This is a genomic window from Comamonas thiooxydans, assembly GCF_000964545.1.
GTDB lineage: Bacteria > Pseudomonadota > Gammaproteobacteria > Burkholderiales > Burkholderiaceae_C > Comamonas > Comamonas thiooxydans.
On the sequence record NZ_BBVD01000007.1, the window covers coordinates 431,732 to 448,020 of the forward strand.

General features: G+C 63.5%; 14 protein-coding genes. 9 read left to right on the plus strand and 5 right to left on the minus strand.

Annotated features, from left to right (window positions below):
• Positions 1-234: 234 nt before the first annotated feature.
• The 3 genes from Cth01_RS12615 to Cth01_RS12625 all read left to right on the plus strand — a co-directional run bounded on the left by Cth01_RS12615 (position 235) and on the right by Cth01_RS12625 (position 4,376).
• Positions 235-1,725: a methyl-accepting chemotaxis protein gene (locus tag Cth01_RS12615; protein WP_052703318.1), complete on the plus strand. Its 1,491-nt coding sequence runs from the start codon at positions 235-237 to the stop codon at positions 1,723-1,725.
• A gap of 111 nt (positions 1,726-1,836) precedes the next feature.
• Positions 1,837-3,330, plus strand: coding sequence for a M20 family metallopeptidase (locus Cth01_RS12620; RefSeq protein WP_034382370.1), 1,494 nt, complete (start codon positions 1,837-1,839; stop codon positions 3,328-3,330).
• 167 nt (positions 3,331-3,497) lie between these two features.
• Positions 3,498-4,376 carry an alpha/beta hydrolase gene (locus Cth01_RS12625; protein WP_045839344.1) on the plus strand — a complete coding sequence of 293 codons (879 nt, stop codon included), beginning with the start codon at positions 3,498-3,500 and terminating at the stop codon, positions 4,374-4,376.
• On the opposite strand, the gene Cth01_RS12630 is transcribed toward Cth01_RS12625, so the two are convergent.
• From Cth01_RS12630 to Cth01_RS12640, 3 genes are all read right to left on the minus strand, one after another.
• A complete protein-coding gene (locus Cth01_RS12630; RefSeq protein WP_034350989.1) occupies positions 4,377-5,111 on the minus strand; it encodes an SOS response-associated peptidase in 735 nt (244 codons plus the stop codon).
• Positions 5,112-5,115: 4 nt separating this feature from the next.
• On the minus strand, positions 5,116-5,856 hold the full coding sequence (locus Cth01_RS12635) for a 16S rRNA (uracil(1498)-N(3))-methyltransferase (protein WP_034350987.1): 741 nt from the start codon (positions 5,854-5,856) through the stop codon (positions 5,116-5,118).
• 166 nt (positions 5,857-6,022) lie between these two features.
• The gene (locus tag Cth01_RS12640) at positions 6,023-7,129 is read right to left on the minus strand and encodes an aminoglycoside phosphotransferase family protein (RefSeq protein WP_045839345.1); all 1,107 of its coding nucleotides are present in this window, start codon (positions 7,127-7,129) and stop codon (positions 6,023-6,025) included.
• A 243-nt stretch (positions 7,130-7,372) separates the two neighbouring features.
• Between Cth01_RS12640 and Cth01_RS12645 the strand changes: the two genes are divergently transcribed.
• From Cth01_RS12645 to rsmA, 3 genes are all read left to right on the plus strand, one after another.
• Positions 7,373-9,718, plus strand: a complete 2,346-nt coding sequence (locus tag Cth01_RS12645) for an LPS-assembly protein LptD (protein ID WP_233425165.1) — start codon at positions 7,373-7,375, stop codon at positions 9,716-9,718.
• Positions 9,719-9,732: 14 nt separating this feature from the next.
• A complete protein-coding gene (locus Cth01_RS12650; RefSeq protein WP_034350982.1) occupies positions 9,733-11,160 on the plus strand; it encodes a peptidylprolyl isomerase in 1,428 nt (475 codons plus the stop codon).
• A gap of 103 nt (positions 11,161-11,263) precedes the next feature.
• Entirely contained in the window at positions 11,264-12,025 is a 762-nt protein-coding gene (rsmA, locus tag Cth01_RS12655; protein ID WP_003072305.1) for a 16S rRNA (adenine(1518)-N(6)/adenine(1519)-N(6))-dimethyltransferase RsmA, read from the plus strand.
• Between the two features lie 63 nt (positions 12,026-12,088).
• On the opposite strand, the gene aptA is transcribed toward rsmA, so the two are convergent.
• Positions 12,089-13,444 carry an omega-aminotransferase AptA gene (gene aptA, locus Cth01_RS12660; RefSeq protein ID WP_045839346.1) on the minus strand — a complete coding sequence of 452 codons (1,356 nt, stop codon included), beginning with the start codon at positions 13,442-13,444 and terminating at the stop codon, positions 12,089-12,091.
• 337 nt (positions 13,445-13,781) lie between these two features.
• Positions 13,782-14,036 (minus strand): DUF2061 domain-containing protein, encoded by a 255-nt coding sequence (locus tag Cth01_RS12665; protein WP_003066898.1) that lies wholly within the window; start codon positions 14,034-14,036, stop codon positions 13,782-13,784.
• Positions 14,037-14,233: 197 nt separating this feature from the next.
• Between Cth01_RS12665 and Cth01_RS12670 the strand changes: the two genes are divergently transcribed.
• The 3 genes from Cth01_RS12670 to Cth01_RS12680 are packed head-to-tail and all read left to right on the plus strand — an operon-like array spanning position 14,234 to position 16,285.
• Positions 14,234-14,746 (plus strand): GNAT family N-acetyltransferase, encoded by a 513-nt coding sequence (locus tag Cth01_RS12670; RefSeq protein WP_034350978.1) that lies wholly within the window; start codon positions 14,234-14,236, stop codon positions 14,744-14,746.
• Positions 14,747-14,772: 26 nt separating this feature from the next.
• Complete coding sequence (locus tag Cth01_RS12675) at positions 14,773-15,330, plus strand: NUDIX hydrolase (protein WP_003066904.1); 558 nt, start codon at positions 14,773-14,775, stop codon at positions 15,328-15,330.
• A 58-nt stretch (positions 15,331-15,388) separates the two neighbouring features.
• On the plus strand, positions 15,389-16,285 hold the full coding sequence (locus Cth01_RS12680; protein WP_045839347.1) for a DMT family transporter: 897 nt from the start codon (positions 15,389-15,391) through the stop codon (positions 16,283-16,285).
• Positions 16,286-16,289: the final 4 nt, after the last annotated feature.

The following is a 16,289-nucleotide window of genomic DNA, read 5'->3' on the forward strand; positions in this document are numbered from 1 at the left end:
TCTTTGTCTGACAAGAGCCGGAAGCTCTTAAATCTGAGAGGGCGGCACTCCTGCGGCAAGGCGGGGGTGCTGCCGCCGCCGTAATGCAAAAATGTAAGCATTTGATTCATAATCAACTGCTTATTTCTTTTTGATCTGAATCAATGCACCGACGCTTCGGCCGGTGCGCGCCTTGCCATGCGTTTTAGTTCCCGTCTCATTTTTTGCTCGGCTGCGCCTGCAGCCTTGTTTGTTTTGGCGCTGCTCAGCAGCCAGTGGGGACTGACCCGCACACAGTCCGATTTCAACGACTACCTGAGGAACAACCAAGCCGTGGTGGCGCAGTTGCAGGAGCTGTATGCCCAGGGTCTGCAATCGGGCCAGGCACTGCGCAATATCGTGATGGATCCGTCGGACGGGCAGGCCGTGCAGAACCTGGGCAATGCCCGTCGGGCCTATGACGCCGCCTATGACGATCTGAGCCGGCGCGTGCAGGGCACGGCCATGGAAGTCGCCGTCAAGAGCCTGCAGGCCTTGCGCCAGGCCCAGTCCGAAGCGCAGGACCAGATCGTGACTCTGGCGGCCGAGGACTATGACACCGCCGCCGCCGCCGCCGCGCTCAAGACTCGGGAAACCCCGGCCTGGCGCAAGCTGCGCGAAGCCGTGCTGCAACAGCTCAAGGCGGCCCGCGATGCGGCCGAAGCATCGCATGCAGCCACCCGTGCCAGCGCCCAGCGCATGCAGCTGTGGTCGGGTCTGCTGGCCCTGCTGGCCGTGGTCATCTCGGCCTCGCTGCTCTGGGTGATGGTGCGCACGCTGCGCAGCGAGTTGGGCGGAGACCCGGCCGATGCGCGCAAGGCGTTGCGCCGCGTGGCCGATGGCGATCTGACCGATGGGAGCTCGGGCGGCATGGCCCGGGGGCTGATGTCCGATCTGCAAACCATGCGCGGCGCGCTGCGCGAACTGGTCCAGCGCGTGCACGGCGCATCGGTGCAGATGCAGCATGCCTCCAGCGAGATTGCTCAGGGCAATGCCGACCTGTCTGCGCGTACCGAAAGCCAGGCCAGCGCGCTGGAGGAAACGGCGGCCAGCATGGAGCAGCTCAACGCCACCGTGCGCCAGAACGCCGATAGCGCCCAGACGGCCAATCAGTTGGCGCAGAACGCCTCGCAAGTGGCCCGGCAGGGCGGTGCCGTAGTAGCGCGCGTTGTGCAGACCATGCAGGACATCAACACCAGCAGCTCGCGCATTGCCGACATCATCGGCGTCATAGACGCCATTGCCTTCCAGACCAATATCCTGGCACTGAACGCGGCCGTGGAGGCTGCACGCGCCGGTGAACAGGGCCGAGGCTTTGCCGTGGTGGCCAGCGAGGTGCGCGCCCTGGCGGGGCGCAGCGCCGATGCGGCCAAGGAAATCAAGACGTTGATCACTGCCAGCGTGGAGCGCGTGGCAGACGGCAGTGCGCTGGCCGACCAGGCAGGTCACACCATGGACGAGATCGTCAGTGCCATTCACCGCGTGACGGACATCATGGGCGAGATCAGCGCAGCCAGTAGCGAGCAGAGCGCAGGCGTGGCCCAGGTCGGCGAGGCTGTCATGCAGATGGACCAGGCCACGCAGCAAAACGCTGCCCTGGTGGAGGAAAGCGCAGCCGCTGCCGAGGGGCTGCGCCAACAGGCAGAAAGCCTGCTGACGGAGGTTTCCCGCTTCCAATTGGAGCGGGGGGCGCTGGCATTGCGCTAAACCCTGATCGCCATGTCAATGCCTGCGGCGCAGGCACCGGCATTGGCGCACAATCACGGGCATGGCGCGGGCCCGTCATGGCTCGTAGCCCCGTCACTGAAGGAGCCGACCATGAACGCACGTACTCCCACCAATCTGCTGCAGCCACAGGACGCGCTGCAGCACATCACCGAGCAGTGGGACCAGAGCATCGTCCCCGAGCTGACCAACTACATCACCATTCCTGCCAAGTCGCCCATGTTTGCACCCGACTGGGAGCAGCAAGGCCATATCGCCACCGTGCTGCGCAACGCTGCGGCCTGGGTGGAAGCGCAAAAAGTGGCCGGGCTGACCCTGGAGGTGATTCAGCAGCCGGGTCGCACGCCGGTCATCTTCTTCGAGGTGGAAGGTACGGCCGAGAAGGCCTCGACCAGTCCCACGGTGCTGATGTACGGCCACCTCGACAAGCAGCCCGAGTTCGAAGGCTGGCGCAGCGATCTGGGTCCCTGGACGCCCAAGTACGAGGACGGCAAGCTCTACGGGCGTGGCGGCGCCGACGACGGCTATGCGGTCTATGCCAGCGTGGCGGCGATTCAGGAGCTCAAGCGCCAGAACGTGCCTCACCCCCGCATCGTGGCCATCATCGAGACCTGTGAGGAAAGCGGCTCGGCCGATCTGCTGCCCTATGTGGATGCCTTGCGCCCGCGTCTGGGCGATGTGGGCCTGGTGATCTGTCTGGACAGCGGTGCCGGCAACTACGACCAGCTGTGGCTGACCACCAGCCTGCGCGGCATGGCCAGCGGCACGCTCAAGGTGCAGATCCTCACCGAGGGCGTGCACTCGGGCGATGCCTCGGGCGTGGTGCCCTCGTCCTTTCGCATCATGCGCCAGGTGCTGGATCGTCTCGAGGACAGCAAGAACGGCCGCGTGCTGCCGCAGAGCTTTCACTGCGAGGTGCCGGCCGAGCGCATGGCGCAGATCCGCGCCACGGCGGAGATCCTCGGCGAGGACGCTTATGCGCGCTTTCCCTGGGCGCATTACGACTGCGGCGGCTCGGCTCGTGTGTCTCTGCCCACGACCACCGATCCCGTCCAGGCCCTGGTGCGTCGCACCTGGGAGCCCACGCTGAGCGTGACCGGAGTGGAGGGCATGCCCAATCTGCAAAATGCCGGCAATGTGCTGCGCCCCTACACGGCCTTCAAGCTCAGCCTGAGGCTGCCGCCGTTGGTCGATGCCGCAGCCTGCGTGCAGGAGATGAAGGCCCTGTTGGAGGACAACGCACCCTATGAGGCCAGGGTGACCTGGGAAGGCCTGTCCAGCTCCAGTGGCTGGAATGCGCCGGGCATGGACGGCTGGTTCGAGAAGGCGCTCAATGCCGCCAGCCAGGCCCATTTCGGCGCCGGCTGCGGCTATATCGGCCAGGGCGGCACGATTCCGCTGATGAATATGCTGAGCAAGGGCTTTCCCAAGGCGCAGATGATGGTCTGTGGCGTGCTCGGACCCAAGAGCAATGCCCACGGTCCCAACGAGTTCCTCCATGTGCCCTATGCCAAGAAGCTCACGGCGTCGGTGGCTGAGGTGATTGCCGCCATGGCCCGCCATCAGACGGAGCCGGACCAGGCCTGATCGCGGCATTGAAAATAGTCGCTGACGCTTTTCCAGAAAGCGTCGGTAGTTATCCTTTTGGTGGCGATAGTGTTGAATTCCCGGGGGCGGGCCGAGGATTGCCACGGTTGACGCGGGCGGGGGGGTGGCTGCATCCTGCAAGCTCTTGCCAGCTGAAGAGACCCTGCATGACGCCTACCGATACCCGCACCCAGACGACGCCCCGGCTGCTGCATATGGCCGCATCGGACGCCACCCAGCTCGCGCTGCGCGACTGGCCGCTGGCGCCGGGCGTCAAGCCCCGTGCCCAGGTGCTGCTGGTGCATGGCCTGGGCGAGCACAGCGGCCGCTATGCCGTGCTGGCGCAGCGGCTCAACGAGTTCGGCTTTGCTGTGCGGGCCTATGACCAGTACGGCCACGGCCTGTCGGGCGGGCCGCAGGGCGGCCTGACCAGCGATATGCGCTTGCTCGACGATCTGGCCGTGGTGCTCGATGCCACACGTGCAGCCATGCCCAGGCATCAGCCCCTGGTGCTGTTGGGGCACAGCCTGGGTGGACTGGTGGCCGCTGATTTTGTCGCATCCGGCCTGCGTCATGTGGACGGGCTGGTGCTGTCCTCGCCGGCGCTGGCCCTGCATCTGTCGGGTGTGCAGAAGGCGCTGGTGGCGAGCCTGCCCAGGCTGCTGCCCAATCTGCGCGTGGCCAATGGCGTGCAGTCCGCGCATCTCTCGCATGATCCCGAAGTGGCTCTGGCCTATGACACCGATGCACTGCAGCACAGACGCATCAGCGCCAGGCTGGCGCGCTATATGGCCGAGGGTGGCCGCCATGTGCTGTCCAAGGCCACGGCCTGGTGCGTGCCCACGCTGCTGCTATGGGCGGGCGAGGACAAGCTGGTCAACCCTGCCGGCAGCGCCGCCTTTGCCGCCCAGGCGCCACGCGATCTGGTGCAGTCCCAGTGCTTTGAGGCGGCCTATCACGAGATCTTCAACGAGAGCCCCGAGCTGGCAGCTCCCGTGTTTGCGCGATTGGAGCAGTGGCTGGATCAGCAGTTTCCAGCCCCCTGATTACCACTGCTGTGGCGGTTGCTTGCGGCCTTTTTCCACGGGGTTGGCACGCAGTTTTTCTGCCGGGTAGGGGCGCAGAAACTCCTTGGCCTTGTTGACCTTGGCATTGAGCCAGGCGTCGTATGCGCCTTCGTTGAGGATGGCCGGCATGGCCTTGTCGTTGCCGGGCTGGCCGTAGCGGTTCATCAGCGCATGGGCATTGGCATTGATGGTGATGAGGGCGTAGCTGACGATGACCTCGCCGTCCTCGCCCACCCAGCGCGCCCAGACGCCGGCGGCGCCCATGGGCTGGTTGTCCACGCGGGTGATACGGGTCGGCAGGGGCTTGCCGGGGCGCAGGTCGTCGACCTGAAAGGACTGCAGCGGCACGATGCAGCGCTGGCCGGCCAGCCAGGCATCGCGGAACGCCGTTCCCGTGGTCAGATTGTCTATCTTTGCATTCACCAGCTTGAGCGCGCGCAGGCGGCCGTCAGACGCCGACTTCACCCAGTGCGGCACCAGACCGAAGCTGGCCGGCACCAGCAGCCGTTCCACCGGCAGTGCGGGTGCTCCTTCTTCAGGAGCTGTAAACGTACGTCCCAAGAGCGCTGCAGAGGACTCTGTGGCAGCGTTGATGATGATGCAGCCGAGGCGGCGCGGGGTGATGATGCTTTCGGGCCTGGGCTCGGGAGCCTCCACACGAAAGTTCTGCAGATAAAACTCGGGCTTGGCCAGAGAGAGATGACAGCTGCTCATTGATTTACTCCAGGGCCAGCAGGGACAGGGCGGCAACAGATGCCGTTTCAGCGCGCAGCACGCGGGAGCCGAGGCTGGCAGGTTTCCAGCCCTGCTCCAGCGCCCAGTCTTCTTCCTGGGCGGTCAGACCCCCTTCGGGGCCATGCAGCACCCAGACTGCCCGGGCATCGCCGGCGGCGGCGCGCAGCGGTTGATTGCCCTCGCGCAGCGACAGCACCAGACGCGCCGCATCGGCCGCAGGCGCCTGCTGGCTGCGCAGCCAGTCGGCCAGCGACAGCGGGGCATGAATCACGGGCACTTGGTTGCGCCCGCATTGCTCGCAGGCCGAGACGGCAATCGACTGCCAGCGCTCGATCTTCTTGTCGGCGCGGTCGCCCTTGAGCTTGAGCACGCTGCGTGCCGCCATCACGGGCTGGATGCTGGCGACACCCAGCTCGGTGGCTTTTTCCACCAGCCAGTCCATGCGCTCGTTGGCGGGCATGCCGACGACCAGGTGCACGGCACGTGCGGCTTCGCGCTCGGCGGGGCTGTGGCTGTCCACGCGCACGCCCACATCGCTGCGGCCCATGTGGGTGATGGTCGCCTGGAACTCGCCACCGGTAAAACCGTTGCCGGTCTGGCCCTCAAACAGCGTGATGACATCGCCGGGCTGGTGGCGCAGCACCTGCACATGGCGGGCGGCACCTGCAGGCAGGTCCAGCTCGTTGCCGATGTGCAGTGGAATAGGGCAGTGATAGCGCGGCATAGGGGAAATTGATATTTGTTACTTGCGGTTAGAGCTGCTTCGCAGCCTGTAAAACTGGCACCCTCTAACCTAGGGACACCGCGCAAGGGCCGCCCCGCAGCGCTGGTGTCGTCCCCCTCCGCGAAGCAGAGAGGGGGAAGCCGCAAAGCGGCTCAGGGGGGGGTGCTCACATCCGCCCGTAGGCGTAACCCACCTGCGTCTGGATACCCTCGATCTCGTCGATCAATTTGAGGAACGGGCCCAGCGCGCGGTAGCGGTTGCAGGTGGATCGGATGTAGTGGATGAAACGAGGCGTATCGGCCAGATACTTGGGCTTGCCGTCGCGCAACGTCAGGCGCGCAAAGATACCCGCAACCTTGAGGTGGCGCTGCAGACCCATCCATTCAACCCCACGGTAGAACTCGCCGAAGTCATCACCCCAGCCGCTGGCGCTGTTGGCTCCCACCAGGCCGGCCTTGCGGGCCTTTTCCCAGTAACGGATGGTGATGTCGATGATGAAGTCCTCTTCCCAGCTGATGAAGGCATCTCGCAGCAGGCTGGCGATGTCATAGGTGATGGGGCCGTAGACGGCATCCTGGAAGTCCAGCACGCCCAGCGGCGCGCCGCTGGACACAGGTTGCATCAGGTTGCGCATCATGAAGTCACGGTGCACATAGACGCTGGGAGCCTGCAGATTGTGGGCGACGATCTGATCGAAGGTCTTGCTGAGCAGGGCCTGCTGCTTGTCGTCCAGCGTGAACTGGCGGTGCTTGGCGATGTACCAGTCGGGAAACAGCTGCAGCTCGCGGCGCAGCAGGGCCTCGTCATAGAGAGGCAAGCTGCCGGTATTGCCGGCCTTGGAGGCCAGTTGCCAGTCCAGCAGCACCTCGATGGCCGAACGGTACCAGGCTTCGGCATCCTGGGGTTTTTCGGGGTTCAGAGCCTCGATGACGGTCTGGCCGCCCAGGTCGCTGAGCAGCATGAAGCCATGAACAGCATCCCAGTCCAGGATCTGCGGCACGCACAGGCCGGCCTGGTTCATCAGGCTCTGAACCTTGGCAAAAGGCGCGCAATCTTCCTTGTCTGGCGGCGCGTCCATGACGATCAGGCTGCTTCCATCGCTGCGATCCAGGCGCAGATAGCGGCGAAAGCTCGCATCGGCCGAAGCGGGGCGCAGGGTTGCGGGAAGCATCTGGTGCTTTTGAGCCAGCGGTGCCAGCCAGGCGTCGAATGCGGCGTGGCGGGCAGAATCTGCCCAGGCAACGCCAACTGTGGGGGTGATAGGAGCGGTCATGGATAATCGGATTTTACAAACCGATGCCGCCGCATCTGTGGACAGTGGTGCTAGGCTCTCGGTTTTCTGTTGACGTGTGCCAGGGCACGCGCGCTTTTGACGTTCAAGATCATCGTGCAATCCCCATCCCATCCGCGAGATTTCCTACCTGCCTGCCCTGCCCGTTCGACGCGTGCGGGGGCTGCTCGGCCGGTGATTCGTCCTCTGGCATGGGCTGTGGCACTGGCATGGGCGGGTGCTGGCATGCAGGTCTATGCCCAGTCGGCCGAAACGAGCGGATCGTCCTCCTCCAGCGTCGCGGGCGAGCTGCCAGCCTTGGAACTCAAGTCCAGCAGTGCGCTGCAGGAGAGCTATCCTCAGGAAGTGCGTGACCAGCAGCCCATCTATATCAAAGGTGACAGCCTGTCCGGTCAGCCCGATCTCAAGGCCTCGGTTCATGGCGAGGCAGAGTTGCGCCGCGGCGACACCATGATCCGCGCGGACAAGCTCGACTATGCGGTTCCGGACGACAGGATCAACGCCGTGGGCTCGGTCCACATCAACCAGGCTGGCAATGTCTATGAGGGAACAGCGCTGGATCTGCAGATGGATGCCTTCAAGGGCCAGTTCGACAACGCCAACTATCGCTTTCTGGCCACGGGTGGCCATGGCGAGTCCTCGCGAGTGGATTTCATCGACAAGGATCGTTCGGTCGTCCATGACGCCACCTACACCACCTGCCAGCGCGATGACGAGGCCAGCTGGGAGCCGAGCTGGGTGCTCGAGGCCAAGACCATTCATCTGGACATGGCCGAAGAGGTGGGGGTGGCCGAGGGTGCGTCCCTGAAGTTCAAGGGCGTGACCGTCCTGCCCGTGCCGCGCATGAGCTTTCCGCTCTCGGACAAGCGCAAATCGGGCCTGCTGCCGCCCATGATAGGCATGGACAAGCTCGGCGGTATCGAGTATTCGCAGCCCTATTACTGGAATATCGCCCCCAATCGCGATATGACCATCACGCCCTCGCTGATGACCAAGCGCGGCGTGAACCTGACGGGGCAGTTCCGCTATCTGGAGCCCAGCTACTCGGGCGAGACCTATGCCAGCTACATGCTGGGAGACAATCTGCGCAACCGCGATCGCTGGGGCTATTCCTGGCAGCATCGTGCGAGCTTCGACACGCCGGTCGGCGGTCTGGGGCTGAACCTCAATCTGAACCGCGTCAGCGACGGTGATTACTGGCGCGACTTCCGCCTGGCTCCCGTGGCGTTGCGCCAGCGCCTGCTGCCCAGCACGGCCAATCTGAGCTGGGCCAAGGGCGATGGGGTGCTGAGCCTCAATGTGCTGCGCTATCAAGTGCAGCAGGATGTGACTTCGCCGATTGCGCCGCCCTACAGCATGGTGCCGCAGCTGCAGTACCGCTACACGCCGCTGGACCTGCCGCATGGGCTGGATTTCTCCGTGGTGGCCGACACCACACGCTTCGAGCTGATTCGCCCCATCACGGGTCAGGTCGGCAACAACGGCCAGCGCAGCTATGTGCAGGCGCAGCTGAGCCGGCCATTCCTGTCTCCCGGCGCCTTCATCACGCCCAAGCTGATGCTGCATACCTCCATGTATCAGACCGATCAGTTGATGAGCAACGGCAGCAAGAGCGCCAACCGGACCTTGCCCACCTTCAGCCTGGACAGCGGCCTGATCTTCGAGCGCGACACCTCCTGGTTCGGCAAGAATCTGTTGCAGACCTTCGAACCCCGAGCCTTCTATACCTATACGCCCTATCGCGATCAGAGCATGCTGCCGCTCTACGATACGGGTCGCAGCGATTTCAACTTCGCGAGTATTTTTTCCGAGAACGACTATGTCGGTCAGGACCGCATTGCCGACAACCATCTGATGACGCTGGGCGCGACCTCGCGCTTCATCGACCCTGAAAGCGGTGCGGAAAAGCTCAAGTTCGCCGTGGCCCAGCGCGTTCGCCTGTCAGATCAGCGCGTGCTGCTGCCCGGTGAGGTGGCTGCTACCAGCAAGCTGTCCGATATCCTGCTGGGTGCTGCCTTCAACTGGACCGACAAATGGTCGCTGGAAGGCACGACCCAGTACAACAAGGACTTGAACCGCACGGTCCGTACCACGGCCACGGCGCGTTACAGTCCGGGCAACTATCGCACCTTCAACATCGGCTACCGCACGCAGCTGGATACGGTCACCAAGAAGCCGTCCAGCGAGCTGGTGGATGTGGGCTGGCAATGGCCCATCAACGACCTCTGGGGTGACAAGGGCAAGGATCTGGGCGCCGGTCGCGGCCAGGGCGGTGGCCGCTGGTATGCGGTGGGCCGCCTCAACTACTCCATCAAGGACAACAAGCTGGTGGATACCGTGGTCGGCTTCGAATACGACGGTTGCTGCTGGATTGGCCGTGTGGTGCTGGAGCGTCTGCAAAGCTCGGTCATCCAGTCCAATCTGCGTCTGCTGTTCCAGATGGAGTTCGTGGGCTTCTCGCGCCTGAGCTTTGGTGCCGACCCCACCTCCAGTCTCAAGCAGAATGTGCCGCGCTACCAATATTTGCGTGAGGCGGTGACTCCGCCCAGCCGCTTTACCAATTACGATTAATCAAGGCTTTTTTCATGCGTTTTTTCTCCAAGACATCCAATGCATGTGCTGTTGCCGTGGCACTGGCTGTAATGGCTGCCGGTGTGCAGGCCCAGGGCCTGAAGAGTCCCGGCAGCAAGGCCAAGGCTGGCAATGACTCCTCTATCTCGCGTGCATTGGAGGCTACGGCCCAGCCCTCGGGGCGTCAGGCTCCAGCAGCCGCACAGGGTGTTCGCTCGGCCGATTACATCGTGGCCGTGGTCAATTCCGAGCCCATCACCAATAACGAAGTGCGTGCGCGCATGGCGCGCGTTGCGCAGAACGTGACCGAGCAGGGCGGGCAGCTGCCGTCCCAGAGCGAGCTGGCCCGCCAGGTTCTGGAGCGCCTGATTGTCGAGCGCGTGCAGTTGCAGGAAGCCAAGGACACGGGCATCAACATTGACAACATGACGGTCGATCAGGCCGTTGCCAATGTGGCGCGCCAGAACAATACCGACAAGGCCGGCCTGGTGTCGCGCCTGAAGGCCGAAGGGATTTCCGAAGCGCAGTTCCGTTCGGAGATCCGCAACCAGATGCTGATGCAGCGCGTGCGCGAGCGTGATGTGGACGGTCGCGTCAAGGTCGCGGAAGCCGACATCGATCGCTATCTCAAGGAGCAGAAGCGTCCGGGCGATGCGGCTGCAGGTGCGGCAGCCAATCTGGGCCACATCCTGATCACCGTGCCTGAAAATGCCAGCCCTGCCGTGGTGGCGGAGCGCGAGGCCAAGGCCAAGCAGGCGGCAGAAGCGGCGCGCAAGAATCCCGACTTCATCGCCGCCGTGCGGGAATTTTCGGATGTACCCAACGGTCAGGGTGGCGGCGCCATGGGCATGCGCCCCATGAGCGATTACCCCGAGCTGTTTTCTCAACAGGTGGGCAATTCGGCTGTCGGTGCCATCGTCGGTCCGTTTCGTTCGGGCGCTGGTTTCCACGTGCTCAAGGTGCTGGAAAAATCTCAGACCGGAGCACCTGTATACATCACGCAGAACCACGCCCGCCATATTCTGCTGACCGTAGGCGATGGCATGACCGAAGCCCAGGCGGCCAAGCGTCTGGAGGACTACAAGCGTCGTGTGGAAGCCGGCCAGGCCACCTTCCAGCAACTGGCGCAGGAGTTCTCCAAGGACGGCAGCGCGCGCAATGGCGGTGATCTGGGCTGGTCATCGCCAGGCCAGTTCGTGCCCGAGTTCGAACGCGTGCTCGACAACCTGCAGCCGGGCCAGATCAGCAACCCCGTGGTGTCGCGTTTCGGCGTGCACCTGATCCAGCTGATCGAGCGCCGCCAGGAAAAGCTCACCGAGCGCGAGCAGCGCGAAATGGTGCGCAACGTGGTGCGCGAGCGCAAGGCCGAGCAGGACTACGAAACCTGGCTCAAGGAACTGCGCGGCAAGGCCTTTGTGGAATACCGCGAGCCGCCCCAATAAGCCCATTCAGTCCGCTTGAAGTGCCCGGTAATGTCATCATTGCGCACCGGGCATCGAAGCTCCCCCTCATTCCAAGCGGTGCCCAGGCACCGCTTTCGCATTCATGAAACATATTCCCCGCAAGCGCTTCGGCCAGAACTTCCTGACCGACGGCGCCATCATCGACAACATCGTCCAGGCCATCGACCCCAAGGCGGGCGAACCCATGGTCGAGATCGGCCCCGGCCTGATGGCGCTGTCGCAGCCCCTGGTCGAGCGCCTGGGCAAGCTCACCGTCATCGAGCTGGACCGGGACCTGGCGGCCCGTCTGCGTCTGCGCGACGATCTCGATGTGGTCGAGTCCGATGTGCTCAAGGTGGACTTCCGTGCGCTGGCTGCGCGTCTGGGCGTGGCCAAGCTGCGCGTGGTCGGCAATCTGCCCTACAACATCTCCAGCCCCATTCTTTTTCATCTGCTGGAGCAGGTGGATGTGGTGCAGGATCAGCACTTCATGCTGCAAAAAGAGGTCATAGACCGCATGGTGGCGGACGCCGGCACCTCGGCCTACGGCCGTCTGTCGGTGATGCTGCAGTGGCGCTACGCCATGGAGGATGTGCTGTTCGTGCCGCCGGGCAGCTTCAATCCGCCTCCCAAGGTCGACAGTGCCGTGGTGCGCATGATTCCGCGCGAGCAGCCTGCGGATCTCGATCCCAAGCTGCTGGAAGAGCTGGTGCAGGTGGCGTTCAGCCAGCGCCGCAAGATCTTGCGCAACACCCTGGGCAAGTGGCTGGAAGCAAAGGGCTTTGCCGGCGAGTTCGATCTGCAGCGCCGCGCGGAAGAAGTGCCTGTCGCCGAATTCGAAGCCCTGGCGGCACAGCTTTCCTGAATTTGGATAAAAAATGCTTCAATCGCTTTATAGGTAAGCGATTGAAGCTACTGATTTGATAGTTCAGTCAGTGGCCTGCAGCGCATCACCCAGTGCGTTGATCAGCCGCTCGATCTCGGCCTGCTCGCTGATGAAGGGCGGCGCCAGCTGAATCGTGTCACCGCCGTAGCGCACATAAAAGCCGGCCTCCCAGCATTTCATGGCGATCTCGTAGGGGCGTCTGGCGGGCTCGCCGGGCAGGGGGGTGATCGTGATGCCAGCCGCTAGGCCGATATTGCGGATGTCCAGCACATGCCTGGCGCCCTTGAGGCTGTGCACGGCCTGCTCGAACAAGGGGGCCAGTGCGCGCACGCGGCCCGGGCCGTCTTCGCGCTGCAGCAGATCCAGTGCCGCAATGGCTGCCGCGCAGGCCACGGGATGGGCCGAATAGGTATAGCCGTGGGCAAATTCCAGCATGTACTGCGGCCCTCCTGCCGCCATGAACTGCTCATAGATGGCGGGCGTGACCACGCAGGCTCCCAGCGGCTGGGCGCCGTTGCTGACCTGCTTGGCGATATTCATGATGTCCGGCGTCACGCCAAAGGCTTCGGCCGCCGTCATCGCTCCGAGGCGGCCAAAGCCCGTGATGACCTCGTCGAAGATCAGCAGGATGTCGTGCTGGGTGCAGATCTCGCGCAAACGCTGCAGATAGCCGGCGGGCGGAATCACCACGCCGCCCGAGCCCGACATGGGCTCCACGATCACGGCGGCGATATTGCTGGCGTCATGCAGGGCGATCAGATCGAGCAGCCGGTCTGCCAGGGCGCGCCCGTCGGTCTGGGGCTGGCCCTTGAAAAACGAACCTGCTGGCGGCTGGGTGTGCGGCAGATGGTCGGCTTCGACCCCTTGGCCGAACATCTTGCGGTTGCCCCCCATGCCGCCTACCGAGATGCCGCCAAAGTTCACGCCGTGATAGCCCTTCTCGCGTCCGATCAGCCGGGTCTTGGTGCCCTGGCCCCTGGCGCGCCAGTAGGCGCGCGCCATCTTCAGCGAGGTGTCGGCTGCTTCCGAGCCCGAGCCGGTGAAGAACACATGCTCAAGCCCCTGGGGCATCAGCGCCACGATGCGGTTGGCCAGCGCGAACGAGGCCGGGTGGCCGAACTGGAAGGCGGGTGCGTAATCGAGCTGCAGCGCGGCCTGACCAATGGCCTCGGCGATCTCGCGGCGGCCATGGCCCAGACCCGAGCACCACAGGCCCGAGAGGCCGTCGAAAATGCGCCGGCCATCGGCATCGCTGTAGTAGGCGCCCTGTGCGCCCGTGATGATGCGGGGCCTGGCCTTGAAGTTGCGGTTGCCGGTGAACGGCATCCAGTGGGCGCTTAGCCATTGTTCGTCGTGGCGCGCGAGGTCTGCGGATGTCTGGCGGTCTGCAAGCTGCATGGGAACTCCTTGGATTCCCGGCCATTGTTGGCCTTGGGCCCGGTTTGGCAAATAGCCGCAAACCCATGGGAGCGAGTCCGAATTGGCATCTTCCGCATGACTTATCCACAGTATTTTCTGATGCCGGAGAGTCAGGCTCGGATGATTTTCTGGCGTGAATGATCAGAAGCTCACAAAGAGTCTGGGATATTCAATATTTACCCATGGCTTATCAAAAGGCTTGTTCACATGATTTCTACAGATCATGAAGATGGCCGTTGCAGTCGCCCAGCATGGCCAGGGACTGCAGCAGCCATTGCGTAAAAGTGGTGGGCTGGTCGGTGTTCATAGACGGCTCTCAGGCGCTCAGTGCCTGTCCGGCAAGCGCTTGTTGCTCGCGTTTCTTCAGGCGGCGCTCCCAGACTTTTTCATGGAAGAAGAAGGCAAAGGCCTGGACCGTTGGCTCGAGCAGGCTCAGCGTCAGCGAGGCAATCAGATTGCCGGTCACGGCATAGGCGACGCAGGCGGCGACGGTGATGTGGATCACGTAGTAGCTGGCGGTCTTGGTCAGCGTGAGCTGGTTCTGGCGCAATGTCTTGATCAAGCGTGTCATCTGTTTCTCCCTGTGCGATGAATGAATGGTAGGGAGGATGGCGATGCATTTCCAATTGAGAATCATTACTATTGCGATAGCGCCTACAGACTGCTGCGAGATGAACGGCTTGCTAAGCTATGTGCCAGATTTTGATTGAAATTGGCCGTCAGCCATTGACTGATAAGCGCTGGCAGCTATTGATTTGAGAGTTTTTGATGACGGGGTCGATGCCAATTCAGCTGCGTGCGCTGGGCGCGGACGATGTGGATGCCGTGATGCGCATACAGCAGCATTGCTATGGTGCGGACTTTTCGGAGCCGCGCGAGGTGTTTGTGCGCCGTTTGCGGACGGCCGGGCATTGTTCCTGGGCGGCAGAGCAGGGCGGAGAGCTGGTGGCCTATCTGGCAGCCTATTGGTCGCGCCCCGGAGCCATCACGCCGCTCAACGGCGACTTTGCCGAATATGACGATGCCAGCGTGCTCTATCTGCACGATATGGCTGTGTCCGAGGCTGCAGCCGGCCAGGGCCTGGCGCGGCGCATGGTCCAGGTCCTGAAGGCGCAGGCCAGAGCGCGCGGCGTGCAGCGCACGGCACTGGTTTCGGTGCAGGGTTCGCGGCTTTACTGGGAGCGTCAAGGCTATGCGGTCGAATCCGTGACAAATGCTGCGCAGCAGCAACATTTGGCCAGTTACGGCGAAGGAGCGCTCTATATGGTGGGATTTATCTGACACATCGTCGGTTCGGGACAAGGATAATGCCGGCCATGCCCAATCGCTGGAAACCCAATGTGACTGTCTCGGCCATCATCGAACGCGATGGCCGTTTTTTGCTGGTGGAAGAACAAACGGCGGATGGACTGCGTCTGAACACGCCGGCCGGTCATCTCGACCCTTCCGAAAGCCCTGTCGATGCCTGTGTGCGCGAGGTCATGGAAGAGACGGCCTACAGCTTCACGCCCACGGCCCTGGTCGGCATCTACATGAACCGCTTTGTGCGCACGCGCACGGGCTCGGACATCACCTATCTGCGCTTTGCCTTCACGGGCGATCTGGGCATGCACCATGCCCAGCGCCATCTGGACGACGGCATCGTGCGCAGCGTCTGGCTCTCGCTCGACGAACTCAAGGCCACCGAGCATCTGCACCGCAGCCCCATCGTGCTGGAGTCGGTGGGCGATTATCTGGCCGGCCAGCGCTATGACATAGGCCTCATTCATGCCGATGCCAGCATCTACAAGGTGCCGCAGCTCACGCGCCCGGTGCCTGAAGAGGCCGGTGCCACGCTGGACGATGTGCTGGTGCAGATTCACTGATATTGGCATTCGGCAGTTGTGACAGGCGTGCAGGCCGGGGCTGTGCACAATGCCCTGTATGTCTGTAGCCAGCCTGATTCGACTCATGACACTGGCCGCCCTCTGGGGCGGCAGTTTTTTATTCATGCGCGTGGCCGTACCCCATCTGGGGGCCGTGCCCACGGCCGTGGGACGCGGCCTGTTTTCGGCGCTGGGCCTTGGCGCGGCGTTGTTTGCCATGGGCTACCGGCCCAGGCCAGGACGCTATCTTTGGCCCTTGCTGGGGCTGGGTGTCATCAATTCCGGCATCCCCTTTCTCATGTACGCGCTGGCGGCCCAGGTGCTGCCATCGGGCTATAGCGCCATCTTCAATGCCACCACGCCACTGGTTGCTACCGTGGTGGGAGCGCTGGTGTTTGCCGAGGCGATTACGCCCGCGCGTGTGGCTGCCGTGCTGCTCGGAATTGGCGGTGTGGCGGTGCTGGCCCAGGCCGGGCCGCTGGATCTCGGCGCAGCCGTGCTGGGCGGCATGGCGGCCTGTTTTGTGGCCACGGTCTGCTATGCGTTTTCCAGCTATCTGACGCTCAGGCTTGCGGGTGCCAATGCCTCTGTGGACACGCGCGCTGCCGTTTTCATCAGCCAGCTCGGTGCGCTGATGGTGCTGACACCGGCGCTGCTCATCGACATGGCGCTGGAGCCCGGCATGCTGGCCAGGCTGCAGGCCGCTCCGCTGCTGGCATGGGGCAATGTGGCGCTGCTGGGCCTGCTGAGCACGGCTCTGGCCTATGTGCTGTATTTCCGGCTGATTGCCGATGAAGGCCCGCAAAAGGCGCTGACCGTGACCTTTATCGTGCCCGTGTTTGCCGTGCTCTGGGGCTGGGCCCTGCTCGATGAGTCCTTGACCATCGCTCATGCCATGGGTGGCGGGCTGATTGCGCTGTCGCTCTGGCTGGTGCTGCGCCCCAAGGCGGATTGAGCCG